Annotated in this window: 18 protein-coding genes; 11 read left to right on the top strand and 7 right to left on the bottom strand. The window is 63.9% G+C overall.

The features are described 5' to 3' along the window. Positions 1 to 106 precede the first annotated feature (106 nt). Together pyrE and AC0L3P_RS28510 are read left to right on the top strand one after the other, a co-directional pair. Positions 107 to 670 (top strand): orotate phosphoribosyltransferase, encoded by a 564-nt coding sequence (pyrE, locus tag AC0L3P_RS28515; RefSeq protein ID WP_018460046.1) that lies wholly within the window; start codon positions 107 to 109, stop codon positions 668 to 670. 270 nt (positions 671 to 940) lie between these two features. Beyond that, the gene (locus AC0L3P_RS28510; protein ID WP_473307098.1) at positions 941 to 1717 is read left to right on the top strand and encodes a DUF2865 domain-containing protein; all 777 of its coding nucleotides are present in this window, start codon (positions 941 to 943) and stop codon (positions 1715 to 1717) included. Between the two features lie 155 nt (positions 1718 to 1872). Here the strand turns inward: AC0L3P_RS28510 and AC0L3P_RS28505 are convergent, their stop codons facing one another. Then, positions 1873 to 2304: a hypothetical protein gene (locus AC0L3P_RS28505; protein ID WP_027514353.1), complete on the bottom strand. Its 432-nt coding sequence runs from the start codon at positions 2302 to 2304 to the stop codon at positions 1873 to 1875. 175 nt (positions 2305 to 2479) lie between these two features. Here AC0L3P_RS28505 and AC0L3P_RS28500 point away from each other — a divergent pair, with 175 nt between their 5' ends. Further along, a complete protein-coding gene (locus AC0L3P_RS28500) occupies positions 2480 to 2773 on the top strand; it encodes a GIY-YIG nuclease family protein (RefSeq protein WP_473307096.1) in 294 nt (97 codons plus the stop codon). 64 nt (positions 2774 to 2837) lie between these two features. Here the strand turns inward: AC0L3P_RS28500 and AC0L3P_RS28495 are convergent, their stop codons facing one another. Next, positions 2838 to 3068, bottom strand: coding sequence for a hypothetical protein (locus AC0L3P_RS28495; protein WP_473307094.1), 231 nt, complete (start codon positions 3066 to 3068; stop codon positions 2838 to 2840). A gap of 229 nt (positions 3069 to 3297) precedes the next feature. On the opposite strand from AC0L3P_RS28495, the gene AC0L3P_RS28490 reads away from it, so the two are divergent. Beyond that, positions 3298 to 5814: a glycogen/starch/alpha-glucan phosphorylase gene (locus AC0L3P_RS28490; protein ID WP_473307114.1), complete on the top strand. Its 2517-nt coding sequence runs from the start codon at positions 3298 to 3300 to the stop codon at positions 5812 to 5814. Positions 5815 to 5908: 94 nt separating this feature from the next. Further along, positions 5909 to 6724 (top strand): acyl-CoA thioesterase, encoded by an 816-nt coding sequence (locus tag AC0L3P_RS28485; protein ID WP_473307092.1) that lies wholly within the window; start codon positions 5909 to 5911, stop codon positions 6722 to 6724. Between the two features lie 165 nt (positions 6725 to 6889). Here AC0L3P_RS28485 and AC0L3P_RS28480 read toward each other — a convergent pair whose 3' ends face one another. From AC0L3P_RS28480 to AC0L3P_RS28470, 3 genes are all read right to left on the bottom strand, one after another. Continuing rightward, the gene (locus tag AC0L3P_RS28480) at positions 6890 to 8506 is read right to left on the bottom strand and encodes a phosphoenolpyruvate carboxykinase (RefSeq protein WP_354206230.1); all 1617 of its coding nucleotides are present in this window, start codon (positions 8504 to 8506) and stop codon (positions 6890 to 6892) included. A gap of 278 nt (positions 8507 to 8784) precedes the next feature. Next, positions 8785 to 11394 carry a CHAT domain-containing protein gene (locus AC0L3P_RS28475; protein WP_473307090.1) on the bottom strand — a complete coding sequence of 870 codons (2610 nt, stop codon included), beginning with the start codon at positions 11392 to 11394 and terminating at the stop codon, positions 8785 to 8787. 75 nt (positions 11395 to 11469) lie between these two features. Further along, positions 11470 to 12219, bottom strand: a complete 750-nt coding sequence (locus AC0L3P_RS28470; protein WP_473307088.1) for a HugZ family pyridoxamine 5'-phosphate oxidase — start codon at positions 12217 to 12219, stop codon at positions 11470 to 11472. 241 nt (positions 12220 to 12460) lie between these two features. On the opposite strand from AC0L3P_RS28470, the gene AC0L3P_RS28465 reads away from it, so the two are divergent. The 5 genes from AC0L3P_RS28465 to AC0L3P_RS28445 all read left to right on the top strand — a co-directional run bounded on the left by AC0L3P_RS28465 (position 12461) and on the right by AC0L3P_RS28445 (position 16454). Continuing rightward, positions 12461 to 13162 (top strand): response regulator transcription factor, encoded by a 702-nt coding sequence (locus AC0L3P_RS28465; protein ID WP_007597749.1) that lies wholly within the window; start codon positions 12461 to 12463, stop codon positions 13160 to 13162. 116 nt (positions 13163 to 13278) lie between these two features. Further along, entirely contained in the window at positions 13279 to 15084 is a 1806-nt protein-coding gene (locus AC0L3P_RS28460; protein ID WP_473307086.1) for a stimulus-sensing domain-containing protein, read from the top strand. After that, positions 15081 to 15605: an HPr kinase/phosphorylase gene (locus AC0L3P_RS28455; protein WP_473307084.1), complete on the top strand. Its 525-nt coding sequence runs from the start codon at positions 15081 to 15083 to the stop codon at positions 15603 to 15605. The genes AC0L3P_RS28460 and AC0L3P_RS28455 overlap by 4 nt, the downstream gene beginning before the upstream one ends. 133 nt (positions 15606 to 15738) lie before the next feature. Then, positions 15739 to 16140, top strand: coding sequence for a PTS sugar transporter subunit IIA (locus AC0L3P_RS28450; protein WP_007597752.1), 402 nt, complete (start codon positions 15739 to 15741; stop codon positions 16138 to 16140). Then, positions 16137 to 16454, top strand: a complete 318-nt coding sequence (locus AC0L3P_RS28445) for an HPr family phosphocarrier protein (RefSeq protein WP_018460059.1) — start codon at positions 16137 to 16139, stop codon at positions 16452 to 16454. Before AC0L3P_RS28450 ends, AC0L3P_RS28445 begins: the two co-directional genes overlap by 4 nt. Before the next feature lie 15 nt (positions 16455 to 16469). On the opposite strand, the gene AC0L3P_RS28440 is transcribed toward AC0L3P_RS28445, so the two are convergent. Further along, the gene (locus AC0L3P_RS28440; RefSeq protein ID WP_473307112.1) at positions 16470 to 18092 is read right to left on the bottom strand and encodes a glycosyltransferase family 39 protein; all 1623 of its coding nucleotides are present in this window, start codon (positions 18090 to 18092) and stop codon (positions 16470 to 16472) included. Positions 18093 to 18218: 126 nt separating this feature from the next. On the opposite strand from AC0L3P_RS28440, the gene lepA reads away from it, so the two are divergent. Further along, positions 18219 to 20030 (top strand): translation elongation factor 4, encoded by a 1812-nt coding sequence (lepA, locus tag AC0L3P_RS28435; RefSeq protein ID WP_354206223.1) that lies wholly within the window; start codon positions 18219 to 18221, stop codon positions 20028 to 20030. A 462-nt stretch (positions 20031 to 20492) separates the two neighbouring features. Here the strand turns inward: lepA and AC0L3P_RS28430 are convergent, their stop codons facing one another. After that, a complete protein-coding gene (locus tag AC0L3P_RS28430) occupies positions 20493 to 21227 on the bottom strand; it encodes an SDR family oxidoreductase (protein WP_354206221.1) in 735 nt (244 codons plus the stop codon). Positions 21228 to 21313: the final 86 nt, after the last annotated feature.

The following is a 21313-nucleotide window of genomic DNA, read 5'->3' as shown; positions in this document are numbered from 1 at the left end:
CGGGCCGGGATGGCCGATCCCTGTTGACGGGGGAAGCCCCCTCTGGAATGTCGGGGCCGTCGCGGATAAATTCCGCCACCTCCAAAAACGCTCCCGAGGGCCCGCCGTGTCTAAATCAGCCTCCCGCGCCCGCCTGTTCGAGATCATCCGCCGGCGCTCCTTCGGCCGCGGCGAGGTGACGCTCGCGTCGGGCCGCAAGAGCGACTTCTACTTCAACCTCAAGCCGACCATGCTCGACCCGGAGGGCGCGACCCTGCTCGCCGAGCTGACCTATGAAGCGCTGAAGGACGACCAGCTCGATTTCATCGGCGGGCTCGAGATGGGCGCGGTGCCGCTGGCCGGGGCGCTGGCGCAGATCTCCTGGATCAAGGGCCATCCCATCGCGGCCTTCTTCGTGCGCAAGAAGCCGAAGGAGCATGGCGCCAAGCTCGCGATCGAGGGGCTGCCCAGGGGCGAGACGCTGGAGGGCAAGCGCGTCGTGATCGTCGAGGATGTCACCACCACCGGCGGCTCGGCGATGAAGGCGGTGGAAGCGGTGCGCGAGACCGGCGCTGAAGTGGTGCTGGTGCTGACCATGGTCGACCGCGAGGAAGGCGCCGACGACACCTTTGGCGCGGCCGGGCTGCCATTCCGCTCGCTGTACAAGGCGTCGGAGTTCTTGAAGGCTTGAGCGGCTAGACGTTTTCCGCCGTCGTGCCCGGGCTTGACCCGGGCATCCACGTCTTTGCCGCACCAGAGACCGTGGATGGCCGGGACAGACCGGGCCATGACGAGGTCCACCCCGTCCGGCGACACCGCTCCCCCCTCAACCGCTCATTTACCATCCCGCCTTATGGTGAATCATGTGCTGAGACCTGATGGTCCCGGCCGGTTGGGTAGCGTCGGGTGGAGTAAGCGTTTGCGTACAATCATGTCCCATGCGCGCCGGCGGCGTCGCGCGATGCTCGCAGCCGCCACATTGGCAACGCCGCTGCTTGCAGCTCCGGCCCCGGTTTCGGCCGAAGGCCTGTTCGACTTCTTCTTCGGCGGAATGCAGCAGCAGCAGCGGCCCCAGCGTGAGGTGCCGCAGCAGGCGAGCTCCTACGCCGACCCCTTCACCGGCCAGCAGAATGCCGCAAGCCCGCAATACGTGCCGCCGACACGTTCGGCCGCGGCCGGCGGCTCGGGACCGGCGTTCTGCGTGCGCAGCTGCGACGGCAAATATTTTCCGCTGATGCGCGGCCTCACCTCGCCCGCGCAGATGTGTCAGGCCTTCTGTCCTGCGAGCGCGACAAAAATCTATTTCGGCTCCTCGATCGACGGCGCGGCGTCGCAGAGCGGCGAGCGCTATGCCGATAGCGAGAATGCGTTCGCCTATCGCAAGGCGCTACGCGCCGACTGCACCTGCAATGGCCGCGAGCCGGTCGGCCTCGCGCCGGTCGATCTGGCGCTGGACTCCTCGCTAAAGCCCGGCGACGTGATCGCCACCAGCGATGGCCTCGTCGCCTGTACCGGCATCCGCGTCGGCAACGACCAGGCCGCGGACTTCACCCCGGTCGCCTCCTATCCTGGTCTCACCGCGCAGGTCCGCGCGCGGCTCGGCGAGATGAAGGTGGCGCCGGTGCGCGCCGAGACGGTGGCGGCGGATGGCCCCGCCGCGGAGATCGTGCGCGAGACGCTACCCGACGTGACCGTGCCGAAGACGCAGAAGCCGGCGAAGCGGGCGGGGCTGGATTAGCTCGGGCTCGTCTGTAGCCAAGCCGTCATTGCGAGCGACTTGTCCGCCGAAGCTCGAAGAGCGAAGGCGGAAGCGAGGCAATCCAGTCTGCCTTCGTGGAGGCACTCTGGATTGCTTCGTCGCAAGAGCTCCTCGCAATGACAGAGGATGGTGGATTACCTCCCGATGATCACGCCGATCACGTTCGGCGCCGCCAGATATTTCTCCTCGATCGCCGCGCGCGCGGCGGCGCGGTTGTCTGCCGTGAGCAGGCCGCGCTTCTCGGCTAAAATCATCCAGCAAAAACCCCACCAGTCGGTGAGCATGCCTTGATCGTCGACGAGGTCATAACCCTGCTCGGCTGCGAAGATGCGCGCATGCGCTTCGTCCAGCGTGTCGAGAAACAAATGGTCCTCGGCCGAAAACAGATCGTCGCTGACGTCGTCGATGGTGTAGCCCCAGATCGACTGGCACACCGCGTTGAACTCGCGGTCGAACTGGTCGTCGTCGACCGCGTAGCGCCGCGCCGCCTGATGCAGCCGCGACAGCGAGCGCGCGAAATCGGCGATCCTGGTGAGGGCAAATTGATCAAAGGCAATGGTGGACATGTAGTCCTCGCGAAGTCTGGCGGACGCTAGATATTGTGTCGGCAATGTGCCGAATCACAATGATATATCAAAGACTTGCTAAAGTGTTCTTAATTTGTTCTGATGCTTGTCGTCCCGGCGAAGGCCGGGACCCATAACCACCGTTGCCAGACGTTTTCAGAATCGGTGCCCAGCGATGAATGCACCAGCCGCGTACTACGTCTACATTCTCGCGAGCCGACGGTACGGCACGCTATATATCGGCATCTGCAACGACTTGGGCATTCGATTGTCACTACATCGTTCGGGACGCGGCTCGAAGTTCGTCAGCAAGTACGGCGTGACGCGGCTCGTCTATGTCGAGACATACGCAACTCCATGCGAAGCAATCGCACGTGAGAAAGCGCTGAAGGAATGGCACCGCGACTGGAAGATTTGTCTGATAGAGCAGGAAAATCCGGACTGGCGCGACCTGTCTCATCTTCTCTGACTGCGGTGGTTATGGGTCCCGGCCTTCGCCGGGACGACACCGTTTTTGTAGCGCGCGACCAGCCTCACATCGCCGACATCAACTTATCCCCGCACGCGCTCGCATAAAACTTGCCGCCGCATTGGCGCTTGATGGCGGCGCAGCGGGCGGCGGGGGATGCGTTTTGCGGAAGCGTGACGGCGCAGCTCAGGCCATCGGCGCTGCGGCCGATCTTGCCGGCGGCGAAGGCGGCGCTGGACGCGGTGATGCAGACGACGAGGAACGTGGCCGCTGCGATTTCGATCAGTCGTCGCATCACGGGTCTCATCAGAGGGTTCATGCACGTCTCCTCCACACTGATGGCTGAATTGGCCGCCATTCTACCACCAAATCCACGTTTCCCCGTATGCGTCCGGGTTCCCAAATCGGCCCGTTCCTTGCATAATTTTACGCCAGCGCAGTGCACGGTCGCACCAGCGACGGTTCCGGTGCACAGGCAAGATGCGTAGGGTCAGTAGTGTTCTCGCGACCAGGAAGTGACGACTTTGCAAGATTCATCGTTCCAGCCCAATTTTCCCGCTCCCAACCAGCCCATCGACGAACTCGCGCTGGCTGAGATCAAGGGCGCGATCCTGGCGAAGCTGCGCCTTGCCATCGGCAAGGATGCGGGCATGGCCACCAAGCACGACTGGTATCAGGCCGCGGCGCTGGCGTTGCGCGACCGCATCGTGCATCGCTGGCTCACAGCCGAGAAACACAGCTACGATGCAGGGCGCAAGCGCGTCTATTATCTCTCGCTCGAATTCCTGATCGGTCGCCTCTTCAGCGACGCGCTGAACAATATGGGGCTGCTGAAGATCTTCGAGGTCGCGCTCGGCGATCTCGGCGTCTCCTTGCCTGAGCTGCGCAAATGCGAGCCGGACGCGGCGCTCGGTAATGGCGGGCTCGGACGGCTTGCCGCCTGCTTCATGGAGAGCATGGCGACGCTGTCGATCCCCGCGATCGGCTACGGCATCCGTTATGATTACGGCCTGTTCCGCCAGATCATCAATCAGGGCTGGCAGCAGGAATATCCGGACGAATGGCTCGGTTTCGGCAACCCCTGGGAATTGCAGCGGCCCGAAGTGATCTACGACATTCGCTTCGGCGGCGGTGTCGAGCATGTCGACGACAAGGGCCGCGATCGCGCGATCTGGCATCCGTCCGAGACCGTGCAGGCGATGGCCTATGACACGCCGATCGTCGGCTGGCGCGGCCAGCACGTCAACGCGCTGCGGCTGTGGTCGGCGCGCTCGCCCGATCCGTTGAAGCTCGACGCCTTCAACACCGGCGACTATGTCAGCGCCAGCGCCGAGCAGTCGCGCGCGGAAGCGATCTGTAAATTCCTCTACCCGAACGACGAGAGCCCTGCGGGCCGCGAGCTGCGCCTGCGCCAGGAATATTTCTTCGTCTCGGCTTCGCTGCAGGACCTGATCAAGCGGCACCTTGCATCCGACGGCCAGCTCCGCAGCCTGTCGAGCAAGGTCGCGGTGCAGCTCAACGACACCCATCCGAGCTTGGCCGTCACCGAGCTGATGCGGATCCTGATCGACGATCACAATTTCCGCTGGGACGAGGCCTGGAAGATCACGGTCGCCACGCTGTCCTACACCAACCACACCCTGCTGCCCGAGGCGCTGGAGACCTGGCCGGTCGAGCTGTTCGAACGGCTGTTGCCGCGGCATCTCGAGATCATCTACCGCATCAACGTGCAGCATCTCGCGCTCGCCGAGGCGCGCGCGCCCGGCGACATCGACTTTCGCGCATCGGTCTCGCTGATCGACGAGAGGAGCGGGCGGCGCGTGCGCATGGGCCAGCTCGCCTTCGTCGGCTCGCACCGCATCAACGGCGTCTCGGCGATGCATTCGGACCTGATGCGCGAGACCGTGTTCCACGATCTCAACCATCTCTACCCCGGCCGCATCACCAACAAGACAAACGGCATCACCTTCCGTCGCTGGCTGATGCTGGCGAACCCGAAGCTGACCGATCTGTTGCGCGAGACCTGCGGCGATGCCGTGCTCGACGACCCGACGCAGCTCAGCCTGATCGAGGCCCGCGCCAGCGACGTCGAATTCCAAAAGAAGTTCCGCGCAGTCAAGCTTCACAACAAGACCGCGCTGGCGCGCCTGATCGGCGAGCGGCTCGGTATCAAGGTCGATCCGACCGCGCTGTTCGACGTGCAGATCAAGCGCATCCACGAATACAAGCGCCAGCTTCTCAACGTCATCGAGACGGTCGCGCTGTACCAGGCGATCAAGGACGATCCCAACGGCAATTGGGTGCCGCGGGTGAAGATCTTTGCGGGCAAGGCTGCGGCGAGCTACCGCTACGCCAAGCTGATCATCAAGCTGATCAACGACGTCGCCGAAGTCGTCAACAACGATCCCGCGATCGGCGGCAAGCTCAAGGTCATCTTCCTGCCCGACTACAATGTCAGCCTCGCCGAAGTGATCATTCCCGCGGCCGACCTCTCCGAGCAGATCTCGACGGCCGGCATGGAAGCCTCCGGCACCGGCAACATGAAGCTGTCGCTGAACGGCGCCCTCACCATCGGCACGCTCGACGGCGCCAACATCGAGATCCGCGACCATGTCGGCGCGGAGAACATCGCGATCTTCGGCATGGAAGCCGGCGACGTGATGATCCGGCGCAAGCAGGGGCTGGACGCCTCTGACGTGATCCGCAATTCGCCGAAGCTCCAGCGCGCCATCAATGCCATCGGCGTCGGCGAGTTTTCGCCCGGCGATCCCGGCCGCTTCGAATCGATCGCGCACGCGCTGCGTTATCTCGACCATTACATGGTCAGCGCCGATTTCGATTCCTATTACGAGGCGCAACGCAGCGTCGATGCGCGCTGGCAGGTGGCGCCGGCCTGGACCCGCGCCTCCATCCTCAACGTCGCGCGCATGGCGTGGTTCTCCTCCGACCGCACCATCCGCGAATATGCCGAGGAGATCTGGAACGTGCCGGTGAATCCGACCACGCCGTTGCTGCCGACCTTGCGCGACGTCGCGGGCTGAATTTCCGCGGCGTGAAATCGGTTACCCACGAGGTAATTGCACAAGCCGGCGGCGGACGTGATATGACGTCCGTCATTGAACGCCGGATCAAACAATGCACGCCAAGCTCCCGCACCCTTTCGACGACGCCACCCGCGTCACCGCCGGCGACTCCAGTTGGCAGGGACACACCAGCGACGATTACTGGGCCTTTGTCGGCCCGTTCGGCGGCGTCACGGCTGCGACCGTCCTGCGTGCGCTGATCGAGCATCCGCAACGCGCCGGCGATCCGCTGGCGCTCACCGTCAATTACTGCGCACCGATCGCGAAGGGGCCGTTCGATCTGGACGTGCGGCTGGTGAAGGCCAATCGCTCCAGCCAGCACTGGAGCGTCGAACTGTCGCAAGGCGGCGGCGAGGTCGCAACGCTCGCCACCGCCGTGTTCGCCGAACGCCGGCCGTCCTGGGAGCACAGGGTGGCGCAATATCCTGATGCAAAGCCGTTCGAAGAGACGATGCCGTTCCCGAAGATCGCGGCGTCCTGGGCCAACCAATATGAATTCCGCTTCGTCGAGGGCGAGATGCGGATCGGCCCGCCCAAGTCCGAGCTCGCCAGCACTTACTCAAAGCTTTGGATCAGTGATCGCGAGCCGCGCAAGCTCGACATGCCGGCGCTGATATCGATGTCGGACGCCTTCTTCGGCCGCATCTTCCACGCACGGCGCGAACTCGTGCCGTTCGGCACGGTGTCGCTGACGACATATTTCCACACCGACGCCGAAGAGCTCGCCGCCGAGGACATCACCCGCGTGCTGGCGACCGCAGATTCAAAGATCATGCACAAGAGCTACGCCGACCAGAACGCCGAGCTGTGGTCGCCGAACGGAAGACTGCTCGCGACCACGACGCAGATCGCCTATTTCAAGGCGTAGCTGCTTCCGCAAGTTCGTCATTGCGAGCGCAGCGAAGCAATCCAGACTGTTTCCGCGGAGGGATTCTGGATTGCTTCGCTACGCTCGCAATGACGAGTGGAGAGATATCGCACAAACAAAAAGGGCGGCCTCACGGCCGCCCTTTGCGATAAAGACAGAACAAACTTACTCCGCCGCGAGCTTCACGTCCGGCGCGGCGGCGCGGACCTCGGCGTCCACCTGGGCTTCAAACTTGGCAAAGTTCTTCTGGAACATGCCGACCAGCGCGCGGGCGGTCTTGTCGAACTCGTCCTTGTCCTTCCAGGTGTTGACCGGGTTGAGGATCTCGCTCGGCACGCCCGGCAGCGCGGTCGGGACCGCGAAGCCGAAATATTTGTCGGTTCGGAATTCGACGTTGCGAAGCGAGCCGTCGAGCGCAGCGGTGAGCAGCGCGCGCGTCACCTTGATCGGCATGCGCGAGCCGGTGCCGTACTTGCCGCCGGTCCACCCCGTGTTGACCAGCCAGCAGTCGACATTGTGCTGGGCGATCAGGTCGCGCAGCATGTTGCCGTAGACGCTGGGATCGAGCGGCAGGAAGGGCGAACCGAAGCAGGTCGAGAATTCCGGCTGCGGTTCGTTGCCGAGACCGCGCTCGGTGCCCGCGACCTTCGCGGTGTAGCCCGAGAGGAAGTGATACATCGCCTGCGCCGGCGAGAGCTTGGCGATCGGCGGCAGCACGCCGAAGGCGTCGGCGGCGAGCATCACCACGTTCTTGGGCTGCGGTGCGCGGCCGGTGCGCGAGGCGTTCGGGATGAATTCGAGCGGATAGGCCGAGCGCGTGTTCTCGGTCTTGGAGCCGTCGTCGAAGTCGACCACGCGAGTGTCTTCGTCGAGCACGCAATTCTCAAGCACCGCGCCGAAACGCGTCGAGGCGGCATAGATCTCGGGCTCGGCTTCCTGCGACAGCTTGATGCATTTGGCGTAGCAGCCGCCTTCGAAGTTGAAGACGCCGTTCGGGCCCCAGCCGTGCTCGTCATCGCCGATCAGCGTGCGGTTCGGATCGGCTGACAGCGTGGTCTTGCCGGTGCCGGACAGGCCGAAGAAGATCGCGGCATCGCCCTTGGCGCCGACATTGGCCGAGCAATGCATCGGCATCACGCCGCGCTCGGGGAGATAGTAGTTCAGCGTGGTGAAGACCGACTTCTTCATCTCGCCGGCATAATAAGACCCGCCGATCAGCACGATCTTGCGGGCGAAATCGATCGCGACGACGTTCTCCGACTTGCAGCCATGGCGCTTCGGATCGGCGCGGAAGCTCGGCATGTCGATAATGGTGAGCTCCGGCGTGAAGCTCGACAACTCGACCGCCTCGGGACGGATCAGCAGCGTGCGGATGAACAGCGAGTGCCAGGCGAGCTCGGTGAAGACGCGGGTCTTGATGCGATAAGCCGGATCGGCGCCGCCATAGAGGTCCTGTGCGAACAGCGACTTGCCTTCGGCATGCTTGAGGAAGTCCTGGTAGAGCGTCTCGAACTGCTCTGCGGTGATCGACTGGTTGCCGGCCCACCACATCTTCTTGTCGGTGGTGGCGTCACGCACCGTGAATTTGTCCTTGGGGCTGCGGCCGGTGAACTCGCCGGTGTCGGCGCAGAGCGCGCCATCGGCCGACAGCACCGCCTCGCCCGCGGAGAGCGCGTATTGATAGAGTTGCGGCGCACCGAGGTTCCAGTGAACCTGCTTGAGATTCTTTAAGCCGAATTTGTCGGCGCCGAAGGCACCGTTGCGCACGCCCGTCTCTTGCACGAAAAATCCTCCTAGAACCCAATCAGCGCGATCATGCTTGGCGCCGCCGCGGTCACCGTGATTACAGGCCGTCCGGCCTCGGTTGGAACGACCTAATACTGATGAACGCTGGCGTTGCCAAGCTGATCCCTTAGGATTTGGTTTATTCAAGGACCGCGCCAAACGTCGCGCATGTCAGCTCTGAGCAGGCGCATCAAAAAATCAACAATGATCGCGCAACCAAATGCGCGTTTCGGCGTTCTACGAGGTTGCTGCGCCGCACAATCTTCCGCGCCATCCTATCGTACCGCGCCTTCGCCGATCAGCGCGAACGGGCCCCACATCGCGGGGTATGCGTTGCGCGGTGACGAGGTGTCGTCAACATAGGTTAACATTGCGCGGCGCAAAGCTTCGGCACGGCCGATCTTTGGTTCGTTTTTGAGCAGCTCGAAAGTCGATGTGGTCAAGCGGGTGGCAGCTTCCGAATCAACGGCCCAATGCGAGACCAGCAGCGCACGCGCACCGGCATAGAAGAACGAGCGCGCCAGTCCCGACAGGGCCTCGGCGCCGGGCTTGTCGCCTGCGATGGTGTTGCAGGCCGAGAGCACAACCCAATCCGCGTTGAGCTTGAGCTGGGCGACTTCACTCGCAGTGAGCAGACCGTCGTCGAGCTCCGTGGGCTCATCAGGAATGGAGAGCGCGAGCGAGGGCTCACCCAGTCCCTTGATGTCGCCGGCAACGAGGCCGTGGGTGGCAAAGTAGATGATGCCGTATTGAGCAAGCGCTGCACGCTTCAGCGTCGTTTCGCTGGCGTCGCGGCCGAGATGGATATCGGCCTCGGCAGCCCCGACATCCCTGGCCACCGCGTTCAACTCATCGGCGGTGTCGGGCAGCTGCGGCAGCGCCTGCGCAAGTCGCGCGCGATCGACGCCGGCACCGCGCCAGAAGTCGCTATAGGCAATGGTCGCGATGCTGCGCGCGACGACCTTGCCGCTCGCGGCGCGCCGCTCGGCGGGCGCTTCCAGCGCGGGATTGAACACGGGATCGCCAAAGCCGGTCATCGGCTTCACGCTTTGGTCCCGACGGGCGAAGGCCCGCAGCGATTTCAGGCTGACCACCGACGGCAGCACCGAGACGGCCTGGCGCCGCAGCAGCCAGGCGGCGCCGCGATAGCCTTCGAGCGTGTCGGGGATCGCAGCCTGCGGCTTCTCGGTGACGAGCAGATGAAACGGCAAGGCGGTCAGCGCAGCCGACGGCACCACCAGCAGGCTGCGCTTGTCCTTTGTCAACGCCTCGACCGGACCGAGCAGCGCGACATGGAGCTCGTTGGCGAGTGCGAGATCGAACAATCCGGATTTGCCGGAGGCATCGCGCGCTTTGCCGACGTCGAGTCCCTTGCGGAATGCCGTCACCTTCTGCGTCAGCGCATCCGCGCCGAGTGGAATCGCCCTCCAGCCGACGCCCTCGCGCGTGATCGCGATGACATAGCTTTGCTTGTCGACGACGGAGTAGAGCACCATCGCCTCGTCCGCCGACAGCAGCCGCTGAATGTCCTTTGCCGTCAACGGCAGGGGATTGGAGAGCGACGCGTAGTCGGGAAACTCGACCGCGAGAGTCTTCTGCAAGCCCGCACGCTCGTTGGCAATCGTTGCAATCCGCACGCGGCTGCGCTGCTCGGCTGCGAGATAGCGCTGCGCAGATGGCTTCGACACCGCGGTGACGATCGCCTTGTCGAGCGCCTCGGACTCAGCCGCGAGGTCCTGGTCCCGGCGCACCAGTTCGGCGAGCCGGTCGCTGCCGGCAGCAAGCCGAACCGCGAGCTTGTTTACGGCGGATGCGGCGGAGGATTGCGTGCCGCGCTGGATCGCGGCGAGGGCCTGGTCCAGCGCCTTGTCGCCGGGCAGCAGATCTTGCTGGCGTGCGGCGAACAGGACCGGCAACACGACGCGCAACTGCGCGCGATCGCCCCGAAGCGTCCTTTCCGCGAACGGCAATGCGTCCGCGGTGTGCCCGGCCACGTAGAGGAAATAAGCGAGATTGCTGGTCGAGGTCATGACGTCGGGATGATCGGGCCCGAGCGCATTTTCGCGGATGAGCAGCGCCCGGCGGTAGAGCCGCTCGGCGTCCGCATAGCGCTGCTGGTGCTCGTAGAGGCCGGCGAGATTGTTCAGCGAGCGGGCAACGTCGGGATGATCCGGTCCCAGCACCTTCTCGCGGATCGCGAGCGAGCGCTCGATCGGCGCTTCCGCGTCCGCATCGCGGTTGAGATCGCGATAGACCTGGCCGAGATTGTTCAGGACCGTGGCCACCGCCGGATGCTCGGGGCCGCCGGCCTTCTGGTAGATCACGAGCGCCCGCTGAAACAGCGGCTCGGCATTCGCATAGTGCTGCTGCTTCACATGGAGCGTGGCGAGATTGTTGAGGGACTGGCCGACATCGGGATGCTCGCGCGACAGCCCCTTCTCGCGAACGGCGAGCGCGCGCCTGAACAGCGGTTCGGCCTCGGCATAGCGGCTCTGCCGCTGGTAGAGCGCGGCGAGATTGCTCAGTTCGGCTCCAAGCAGCGGGGTTTCGAGACCGAGCGACTTTTCCATCAACATGATGGCGCGCTTGTAGAGCGGCTCGGCCAGATCGTCGTGGCCCTGACCGGCATGAACCTGGCCGAGGTTGTTCAGCGCGGCGGAGAGTTCGCGACCGGTGTCGCTCTTCTCCAGGCTCGCGACCATGCCTTGCGCCAAAGGCAGTGCTTCCGAATATCTGCCAGCGCTCATCAGAGCGTTGATGCGCGCGCTCTCCGCGGCGAGACCTTTCGGAGCAGAGCTTGTCTGGGCAACGCTAGGCGTGACAAGCGATGCGGTGATCGCGAGCGTCAAACCCGCGACCAGCGTCAGCCTCTTCCATTCTGCCATGACGCTCTCGCCGCCGCCTTCCGACCGGTTACGGTACCGATTACGGAGTTGGGTCGCGGCGACGGGCGGCAGCGTTCAATGTGTTGCGCTCTGGTCCATCCTGGCGCGCGCTTCGCCGGCGAGGCGAACCAGCATCTTGCGCAGCGCCGTGCCATCAGCCACGCGTTCCGGGAAGTCCAGCCTCAAGGCGGTCTGGCCGTTCTGCATGTCGAGGCCCTCCGGATCGCATCCGGTGCAGCGCCAGTCGCTCTCGGCAGCGCCCAGCAGTTTTGTTGCATACAGGCCCATGGCCTCGCGGTGGTCGGCATTCATGTGCTCCACCGCGCCCTCCTCCGCCGCCAGCAAGTCCTCGGCGCCCGTGAGGTCCGTGAGGAATTGCTCCGGCTTGAGGTCGACGATCCGGCCGAAGCCCGCGACCAGATGGGTTCCCGTGGGTCGGATCCGAAAGAAAGAGAAATCCTTAAAAGAAACAAAGGCTTCCGCTGAGGGATGGGCATTGAGATACCGTCGCTGGAGCAGATCCTTGTCCGCATCGGCCGGCTCGGCATGACCGGACAGCATGATCCGGGCACCTTCCAGCGGATCGCCCGCCGCCCGCTCGTCCAGCATCAGGGACACCCGGCTGTCGGCCAGGATGTTCCTGGTGTGCACCGCCAATCCCGAGATCAGCAGGATCGGAGAGCCATCCGGATGGCTGGCCAGATTGACCAGGGAGCAATAGGGATCGCCGCTGCCGGCCATCAACGTCGCCAGGGCACCCTGCCGTGACCGCCGCAGCAGCGATTTGGCGAGCTTTCCGGGATCGAAATCGGGGGTCGGTTGCATCGGCTTTCTCGGGTCAGGTGGTTGCATGGAGGGCCTTTTTTCGGGTAAACCGGGGCCCGGTTATGGGTCGAGATGCGGCGAATCTGCCGTGTTTCGTGGAACTTGGTCACACTTCAGCCTAGCTTGCATTGCTCGGTGACAAGGTTCGACTGCCAACATCGGCACCCATGTATGCGGCGCATCAGTGGATTGCTCGCCGTTTCAAGCCACGACCCAAACGGAAAGCAGAAAGCAGAGGCTCATGCCCACAATCGCTTTGGTCGACGACGACCGCAACATTCTCACATCCGTCTCGATCGCGCTGGAGGCCGAAGGCTATCGCATCATGACCTATACTGACGGCGCCTCCGCGCTCGACGGTTTCCGTACCACCCAGCCCGATCTTGCCATCCTCGACATCAAGATGCCGCGCATGGACGGCATGGAGACGTTGCGCCGGCTGCGGCAGAAATCCGACCTGCCCGTGATCTTCCTGACCTCCAAGGACGAAGAGATCGACGAGTTGTTCGGCCTCAAGATGGGCGCCGACGACTTCATCCGCAAACCATTCTCGCAGCGCCTGCTGGTCGAGCGCGTCAAGGCGGTGCTGCGCCGTTCGGCGCCGAAGGACCCGACCGTCACGCCGAAGGAGAACGACGCCAAGGCGCTCGACCGCGGCCTGCTGCGCATGGATCCTGAACGGCACACCTGCACCTGGAAGAACGAGCCGGTGACGCTGACCGTCACCGAATTCCTGATCCTGCAGGCACTCGCGACCCGGCCCGGCGTGGTGAAGAGCCGCAACGCGCTGATGGACGCCGCCTATGACGACCAGGTCTATGTCGACGACCGCACCATCGACAGTCACATCAAGCGGCTGCGCAAGAAGTTCAAGGTGGTCGACAACGAGTTCGAGATGATCGAGACGCTCTACGGCGTCGGCTACCGCTTCAAGGAAGCCTGAGGCGCACGCGCCTCCACGAAAGACTGAGAGCATCGCCGGTTCTGATTCCATCGGGACCGGGATGGCTCTAGGATGCGGGGACCTTCGCACGAGCTGTCCTAACGCGGGCGTGAGCATTGCTTGACCGAACGCAGCCTGACGAGAACCAGAACGCCGAGGACGTCACCGCCCACGGCGCTCCGGATCAATTGGCCGAGGACAAGCCGGCCGTGCGGGGCTGGCGTCCGCTGAACTGGCTGAAGCGCGCCGGGCAGTTCTTCTTCGCGCTGTCCTTTTCGAGCCTGACCCGCCGCATCGTCTCGCTCAACCTCGCCGGCCTCGTCGCGCTGGTGGCGAGTATCCTCTATCTGTCGCAATTCCGCGCCGGCCTGATCGACGCCCGCGCGCAGAGCCTGCTGGTACAGGCGGAGATCATCGCCGGCGCCATCGCCGCCTCCGCGACGGTGCAGACCAATGCCATCACCATCGACCCCGACCGGTTGCTCGACCTCAAGCCGGGCGAGACCTATGGCGGCTCGGACGAGTATTCCTCGCTGGATTTTCCGATCAATCCGGAGCGCGTGGCGCCGGTGCTGCGCACGCTGATCTCGCCGACCAAGACACGCGCCCGCATCTACGACCCGAACGGCAGCCTGCTGGTGGACAGCCGCAGCCTCGAGACCGTAGTGCGCTTCCCCCTGCCGTCAGTCTCCGCCGAGAAGCCGGGCATCGTCGAGCGCGGCATGGTCGCGGTCCGCACTTGGCTCAATCGCGGCGACCTGCCGCTCTATCGCGAGCTTGGACCCGAGAACGGCAATGGCTATGCGGAGGTCGGCGACGCGCTCCAGGGCCAGAAGCGCTCGATGGTGCGGGTCAATGCGCGCGGCGAGGTGATCGTCTCGGTCGCGGTCCCCGTGCTGCGCTCGCGCGCCATCCACGGCGCGCTGATGCTGTCGACGCAGGGCGACGACATCGACCAGATGGTCACCGCCGAGCGCCTCGCCATCCTCAAGGTGGGCGGCGTCGCCGCAGCGGTCATGATCATGCTGTCGCTGCTGCTGGCCAGCACGATCGCAGGTCCGGTCCGCCGGCTCGCCGACAGCGCCGAGCTGATCCGCCGCCGGATCAGGACCCGGGTCGAGATTCCCGACTTCACCCGCCGTCGCGACGAGATCGGCCATCTCTCCGGTGCGCTGCGCGACATGACCAGTGCACTCTACAGCCGCATCGAAGCGATCGAGATGTTCGCCGCCGACGTCGCGCACGAATTGAAGAACCCGCTGACCTCTTTGCGCTCCGCGGTCGAGACGTTGCCGCTGGCACGCAACGAGAACAGCCGCGCGCGCCTGCTCGAGGTGATCGAGCATGACGTCAAGCGGCTCGACCGGCTGATCTCGGACATCTCCGATGCCAGCCGTCTCGATGCCGAACTGCAGCGCCAGGATGCGATCCCGGTCGACCTGCGCCGCCTGCTGACGACGCTCGTCTCCGTCGCCAATGAAACCAAGCTCGGCCATGACGTCGCTGTCGAAATGCGTTTCGAGGGCCGCGGCCCGACCGATAATTTCGCCGTGACGGGCCACGATTCGCGGCTCGGACAGATAGTCTCCAACCTGCTCTCGAATGCACAGTCCTTCTCCGAACCCGGCAACAAGGTGCGTCTCACCTGCCGCCGCGTGCGCGGAGAGATCGAGATCGTGGTCGACGACGACGGCCCCGGAATCCGCGATGACGCGCTGGAGCGCATCTTCGAGCGCTTCTATACCGACCGCCCTCATCAGGGCTTTGGCCAGAATTCCGGCCTCGGCCTGTCGATCTCCAAGCAGATCGTCGACGCGCATGGCGGACGCATCTGGGCGGAGAACCGTCCCGGCCCGGCGGACGAGGACGGAGCGCCGAGTGTCGTCGGCGCGCGCTTCGTGGTGAGGCTGCCGGCGCTATGAGCGACGGCGGCCCTAGCATTCACGCCTCGGCGGTCAAGGTTGGAGATCTGGCGGTGCTGATCCGCGGGCCCTCGGGCTCCGGCAAGTCGCGCCTTGCCTTTGATTTGATCATGGCGGGACGCAGCGGCGTGCTCGAAATGGCCGTTCTGGTCGGTGATGACCGTGTCCATCTGGCGACAGTCGGCCGGGAAATTGAGGTCCGCCCCGCTCCGGTCCTGGCCGGGCTGATCGAGATTCGGGGGCTGGGAATCCGCCGCTGCGACTTCGTGGAGCATGCGACCGTCGGTCTCGTGGTCGATCTGGACGCTGCGGATGCGGAGCGGCTGCCGCCGGCCGAATCCCTGAAAACAGCCATTTTAGGTGTCGAAATACCGCGAATCCCCATCGGCCGTGACTATTCGCCCCTCCCCCTGGTTGTTGCAGCCTTGACCACTACCAAGAGTTCATCTTCCGCTAACCCTTCCGGCGATTGTTTGAAGGGAAATGGTAACCATATGAACCCCACACTCGCGACCGAATAGACCGGCGCAGCTCCCCTTATCCATCCGTCTAGATTCAGGGAGATACGCAACATCCCCTCTTGCGCGGGGGCTCTGGATGGTCAAAGTGGCGCGTTCGTGCGGTGCACCAAAAGCGCCCGCGAGGAGTTTTCCGATGATTGGTCTAGTACTTGTGACCCACGGGCGCCTTGCCGACGAATTCAAGGCAGCGCTTGAACATGTCATGGGCCCACAAAAGCAAATCGAAGCGATCACGATCGGCGCCGAAGATGATTCCGATCTCTGTCGAAGCGACATCATCGAGGCGGTTAACCGCGTCGATTCCGGCGACGGCGTCGCGATCCTCACCGACATGTTCGGCGGCACGCCGTCCAACCTGGCAATATCGTGCATGAGCCGGCCGAAGGTCGAAGTGCTCGCGGGCATCAACCTTCCCATGCTGGTGAAGCTCGCCAAGGTGCGCGAGGAGCGTCCGCTCCCCGACGCGATCGCGATGGCCCAGGAAGCGGGTCGCAAATACGTCACCATCGCCAGCCGCGTCCTCGCCGGCAAATGAGCGACGAGGCGCCGCAAGCCGGGACGGGCGTGCCCGCGGGCGCGATCTCCAAGGACCTCCTGATCATCAACAAGCGCGGCCTGCATGCGCGGGCCTCCGCAAAGTTCGTCCAGGCCGTCGAGCGCTTCAGCGCGCAGGTCTGGGTGACGCGCGGCGGCGAAACCGTCGGCGGCACCTCGATCATGGGCCTGATGATGCTCGCCGCCGGTCCCGGCACCACCATCACGGTCGCCGCGTCCGGCGATGATGCCGAAGCCGCGCTGGCGGCGATCACCGAACTCGTTGAAAGCAAATTCAACGAGGAAGGGATTTAGGCGGCGTCGCCTCGATCACTTCGGCGGCGCGATGTAGATGTTCCAGCTCATCGACGGACCGGCTTTGCCGTGGGTGAAACGGCGCGTCGTCATCACGATGCGCTCGGCGTTCGGCGCAACCTCGGACACCCATTTCTCGAACGCTGGCAGGCGACCGTCGGCCGGATCGAACACGCCGATGAAGCCGTATCGCTTAACGTCATCGGGCGAAATCAACCCGGACCCCCAGGCTTCGAGCGGCGTGAACGCGGCCGGATGATCCGGGCTGTAGAACACCATCGGCTGGATCGATTCCATGGTGCCGGCAACGACCGCCCAGCGCGAGGCGAAGCGCGCGTGCCAGGCCTGCGTCAGCTCGCGCGCGAGATCCGAGCGCGCGCCATAGGTCGCCGTGTTGCCGGCATTAGCCGCCATCTCGCGCGCGGCGATCCAGGGCGAGGCAATGAGCGTGGCGACGCTGAGCACGAGCCAGATCGCGACAATGTTGAATAGCGCAGCACTTTGCACCCGCAAGGCCGGGATCGCGACCAGCGCGAGCGGCACCAGGAAGAACAGCGAGATGCCCCAATCGGTCTTCATGTAGATGCTGAAGGCCAGCGCGCCGAGCGCGGGGCCGACCGCGACGATGATCTGAATGAGCCAGACGTTGCGCGCCTGCGAAAGGTTCACGCTCGCATTCGCGCCGCGCGCCCAGGCCCGCGTGACGATGCGCAAGGGCGCACGCAGGAGCAGCCTGAACCAAGGCGACACCAGCGCCATCGCCAGAGCGGCCAGCGCCACCGGCAATGCCAGCAGCGCGACATTGTGCAGGGCATAGCCGGCCACCAGCTGATGCACCTGGCCGCTGTCCTCGAGGCTGTAGGTGTCGCCGGCATAGGTCAGCGGCACGAAATGCGCGTCCGCCAGCCAGACGATGTGCGGGATCATCGCCACCGCCATCGTCGCGATCGCAACCCATGGCGCCGGTGACGACAGGAAACTCAATCGCTCCGGATGGATCAGCGCGGCAAGCCCGATGGCGCCGATCATGGTCAGCACCCAATATTTGGTCATCAGCGCCAGCGCGCCGGCAAGGCCGAGCAAGACTCCGGATTGCCAGCTCCGCTTCTCGAACGCATTGAGATAAGCGAGCACGAGGAGCGGCAAAGTGACGAGCTGAAGCAGGTCGGGATTGTACTTGAAGCCCTTGAAATTGAAGATCGGGTAGAGCGCGACCATCACCACGACCAGGAACGCGCGCCGCGCATCCACGACGCGCAGCGCGATCAGCCAGCAGATCACCATACCGGTGCTGACGGTCGCCATCGCCAGCGCATAGGTCGCCCAGTCCGTCGGCGGGAACATCGTGAACCAGAGGCCGGCGACCCAGCCCGACAGCGGCGGGTGCTTGCCATAGCCCCAGAGGAATTTCTGCCCCCAGCCCCAGGCTTCCGCGACGTCCATGTGAACGTCCTGCGCTGCCTTGAGGTTGATCAGGATGAAGGTCCAGAGCACCGCATGCAGGATGGCGAGCTGGATCACCAGCCAGAGGCGCGCCTCGGGGCGGGTCGCGCTGGCAACCAGCCAGGCCCGAAAGCGGGCATAGCTCACCCGGGTCTTCGCGCGCGCTCGGGCAGACGGGATCGAGGTCGTCGACATGGGCCTGGACATCAGGCGTTGCGTAGCGCGTTTCGGGCCTTCGTGGAATCAGCTTGGCGTGAACAAAGGCCCTGAAATTACAGCAATATGGTTGCCGCACGGGGATGTGAGTGGTATCCCGCGCCCATGACGACCGTCCCCATTTCCAACATCCGCAATTTCTCCATCGTCGCCCATATCGACCATGGCAAATCGACGCTGGCCGATCGCCTGATCCAGATGACCGGCGGCCTCACCGACCGGGAAATGGCGGGCAAGGAGCAGGTGCTCGATTCCATGGACATCGAGCGCGAGCGCGGCATCACCATCAAGGCGCAGACGGTGCGCCTTGCGTACAAAGCCAAGGACGGCAAGGATTACATCTTCAACCTGATGGACACGCCCGGCCATGTCGACTTCGCCTACGAAGTCTCGCGGTCGCTGGCGGCCTGCGAGGGTTCCCTGCTGGTGGTCGATGCCAGCCAAGGCGTCGAAGCGCAGACGCTCGCCAACGTCTACCAGGCGCTCGACAACAACCATGAGATCGTCCCGGTCCTGAACAAGGTCGACCTTCCCGCCGCAGAGCCCGAGAAGGTCAAGCAGCAGATCGAGGACGTCATCGGCATCGATGCCTCCGACGCGGTGATGATCTCGGCCAAGACCGGCCTCGGCGTGCCCGATGTGTTGGAGGCCATCGTCACGCGCCTGCCGCCGCCGAAGGGCGATCGCGATGCGACGCTGAAGGCGTTGCTGGTCGACAGCTGGTACGACGTCTATCTCGGCGTGGTCGTGCTGATCCGCGTCGTCGACGGCGTCATGAAGAAGGGCAGCCGCGTCCGCATGATGGGCACGGGCGCTGCCTATGACATCGAGCGCGTCGGCTTCTTTACGCCGAAGATGACGCAGGTCGACGAGCTCGGCCCCGGCGAGATCGGCTTCATCACCGCCGCGATCAAGGAAGTCGCCGACACCCGCGTCGGCGACACCATCACCGACGACAGGAAGCCTGTTACCGAAATGCTGCCGGGCTTCAAGCCGGCGATCCCGGTGGTGTTCTGCGGCCTATTCCCGGTCGATGCCGACGACTTCGAAACACTGCGGGCCGCGATGGGCAAGCTGCGGCTCAACGACGCCAGCTTCTCGTTCGAAATGGAAACCTCGGCCGCACTCGGCTTCGGCTTCCGCTGCGGCTTCCTCGGTCTGTTGCATCTGGAGATCATTCAGGAGCGGCTGTCGCGCGAGTTCGATCTCAATCTGATCGCGACCGCGCCGAGCGTCATCTACAAGATGAAGCTCAACGACGGCACCGAGATCGAGATCCACAATCCCATCGACATGCCTGACGTGGTCAAGATCGCGGAGATCCAGGAGCCCTGGATCGAGGCCACGATCCTCACCCCCGACGAATATCTCGGCAGCGTGCTGAAGCTGTGCCAGGACCGCCGCGGCTCGCAGAAGGAGCTGACTTACGTCGGCTCCCGCGCCATGGTGAAATACGATCTGCCGCTCAACGAGGTCGTGTTCGACTTCTACGACCGCCTGAAGTCGGTCTCCAAGGGCTACGCCTCGTTCGACTATCATCTCACCGACTACAAGCCGGCCGATCTGGTCAAGATGCAGATCCTGGTCAACAACGAGCCGGTCGACGCACTCTCGATGCTGGTGCATCGCACCCGCGCCGAAGGCCGCGGCCGCGCCATGGTCGAGAAGATGAAGGATTTGATCCCGCCGCACATGTTCCAGATCCCGATCCAGGCGGCGATCGGCGGCAAGGTGATCGCGCGCGAAACGGTCCGCGCGCTGCGCAAGGACGTCACCGCAAAGTGCTACGGCGGCGACATCACGCGCAAACGGAAACTTCTGGAGAAGCAGAAGGAAGGCAAGAAGAAGATGCGGCAGTTCGGCAAGGTCGACATCCCGCAGGAAGCCTTCATCGCCGCGCTGAAGGTGGACAGCTGAGGCGAGCGCCTCGCCCGGCTCTAGCGAGATGAGACAGGGCCGGTTCGGGACCTTTGGGCGGACAATAAAAAACGCGAAAACAACCCCATGCACAGTAGCCGGCACGTTGTTGGCATTGGTTTTTTTCGAGCTTCCGATTTTACGAAATCTATTTGACTCGTCGGGCAAAACAGGAGCATGATGCCATAATCGCAAGCCGTGGGATTGGCGAGCTGTTGTGTGCAGGCCTGCGATGTCGAGCTTTCAATTCTGAGGCGTGTGCACTTGATCGTTCCAGCTTCTTGAAGCGTGCGCAAAGCTCGTCACGCTGGCCGCGACGACGTAGGATCTGAAACGAACAATGACGACCTCGCTCGTTCACGCCTGCGACGTCTATTTTGCCCCTCCTGACGCGCTGCAGCGTGCAACGCTGCTGCGCAAAGCCGGGATTCAGCAAGCATGTCGCAAGCCATAATCAAATAATCAGACGAGACGGGCACCGCCATCGATGTGAAGCGTCTCGCCATTCATGAAGCGGTTGCTCATCAGGAAGACCACAGCGTTTCCGGCTTCCTGCGCCGTGCCAAGGCGGTGCAGCGGCAGCTTGTCCTTGAGAGCCGCCACGTAATCATCGCGGCCGTCGCCAAGTGTGCGCGCGAGCAGAGGCGTATCGATCGTTCCAGGCGACAACGTGTTCACGCGGAGCGGGGCCAATTCCAGGGCGAGGCCCCGGGCGAAGGCTTCCATAGCAGCCGAGGCGGCGGCAAGCACGGCGGTGCCGTATGCGTTTGGTCGGTCGGCCAAGGCTCCGGAAATGAAAGTGACTGATCCGTCGGCGGCAATTCGGCTTCCGAGGCTGCGCAGGACATGAACAGCCGCCCAGATGCGCTCATCGAAAGCGCGGCGCAAATGATTGACGTCCGCCGCAAATATCTTGCCCGCGACGAAACTGCCGGCAAGCAGAACGAGATGATCGACGTGGGGGATATCAGCTAGTGCGGCGGCGATCGTTTCAGGTTTGGTCACATCGGCGGAGCGCCAACCGGCGAACCCATTCTCGGAGGCAACCCGCTCAGCTCCCGCGGCACCGAGCCCGATAACGATGACTTTGCCACCGGCTGCTTGGGCCTGTTGGGCCGCGGCAAGGCCAATTCCCGACGTACCACCGAAAATGACGACAGTTTGGTCCTTGAGAGAGCTGGAGGGCAAATCGGTCATGAAGGCGGTCCTTTCGAAGGGCAGCGCCCAACGCGCGGCCGATGGACTCAATCTAGACGCCTCGATTTTGCTTGATAATCCGGCAC

The sequence above is a fragment of the Bradyrhizobium sp. WSM4874 genome (assembly GCF_055811835.1).
This window is presented reverse-complemented; position numbering and strand designations above follow the sequence as displayed.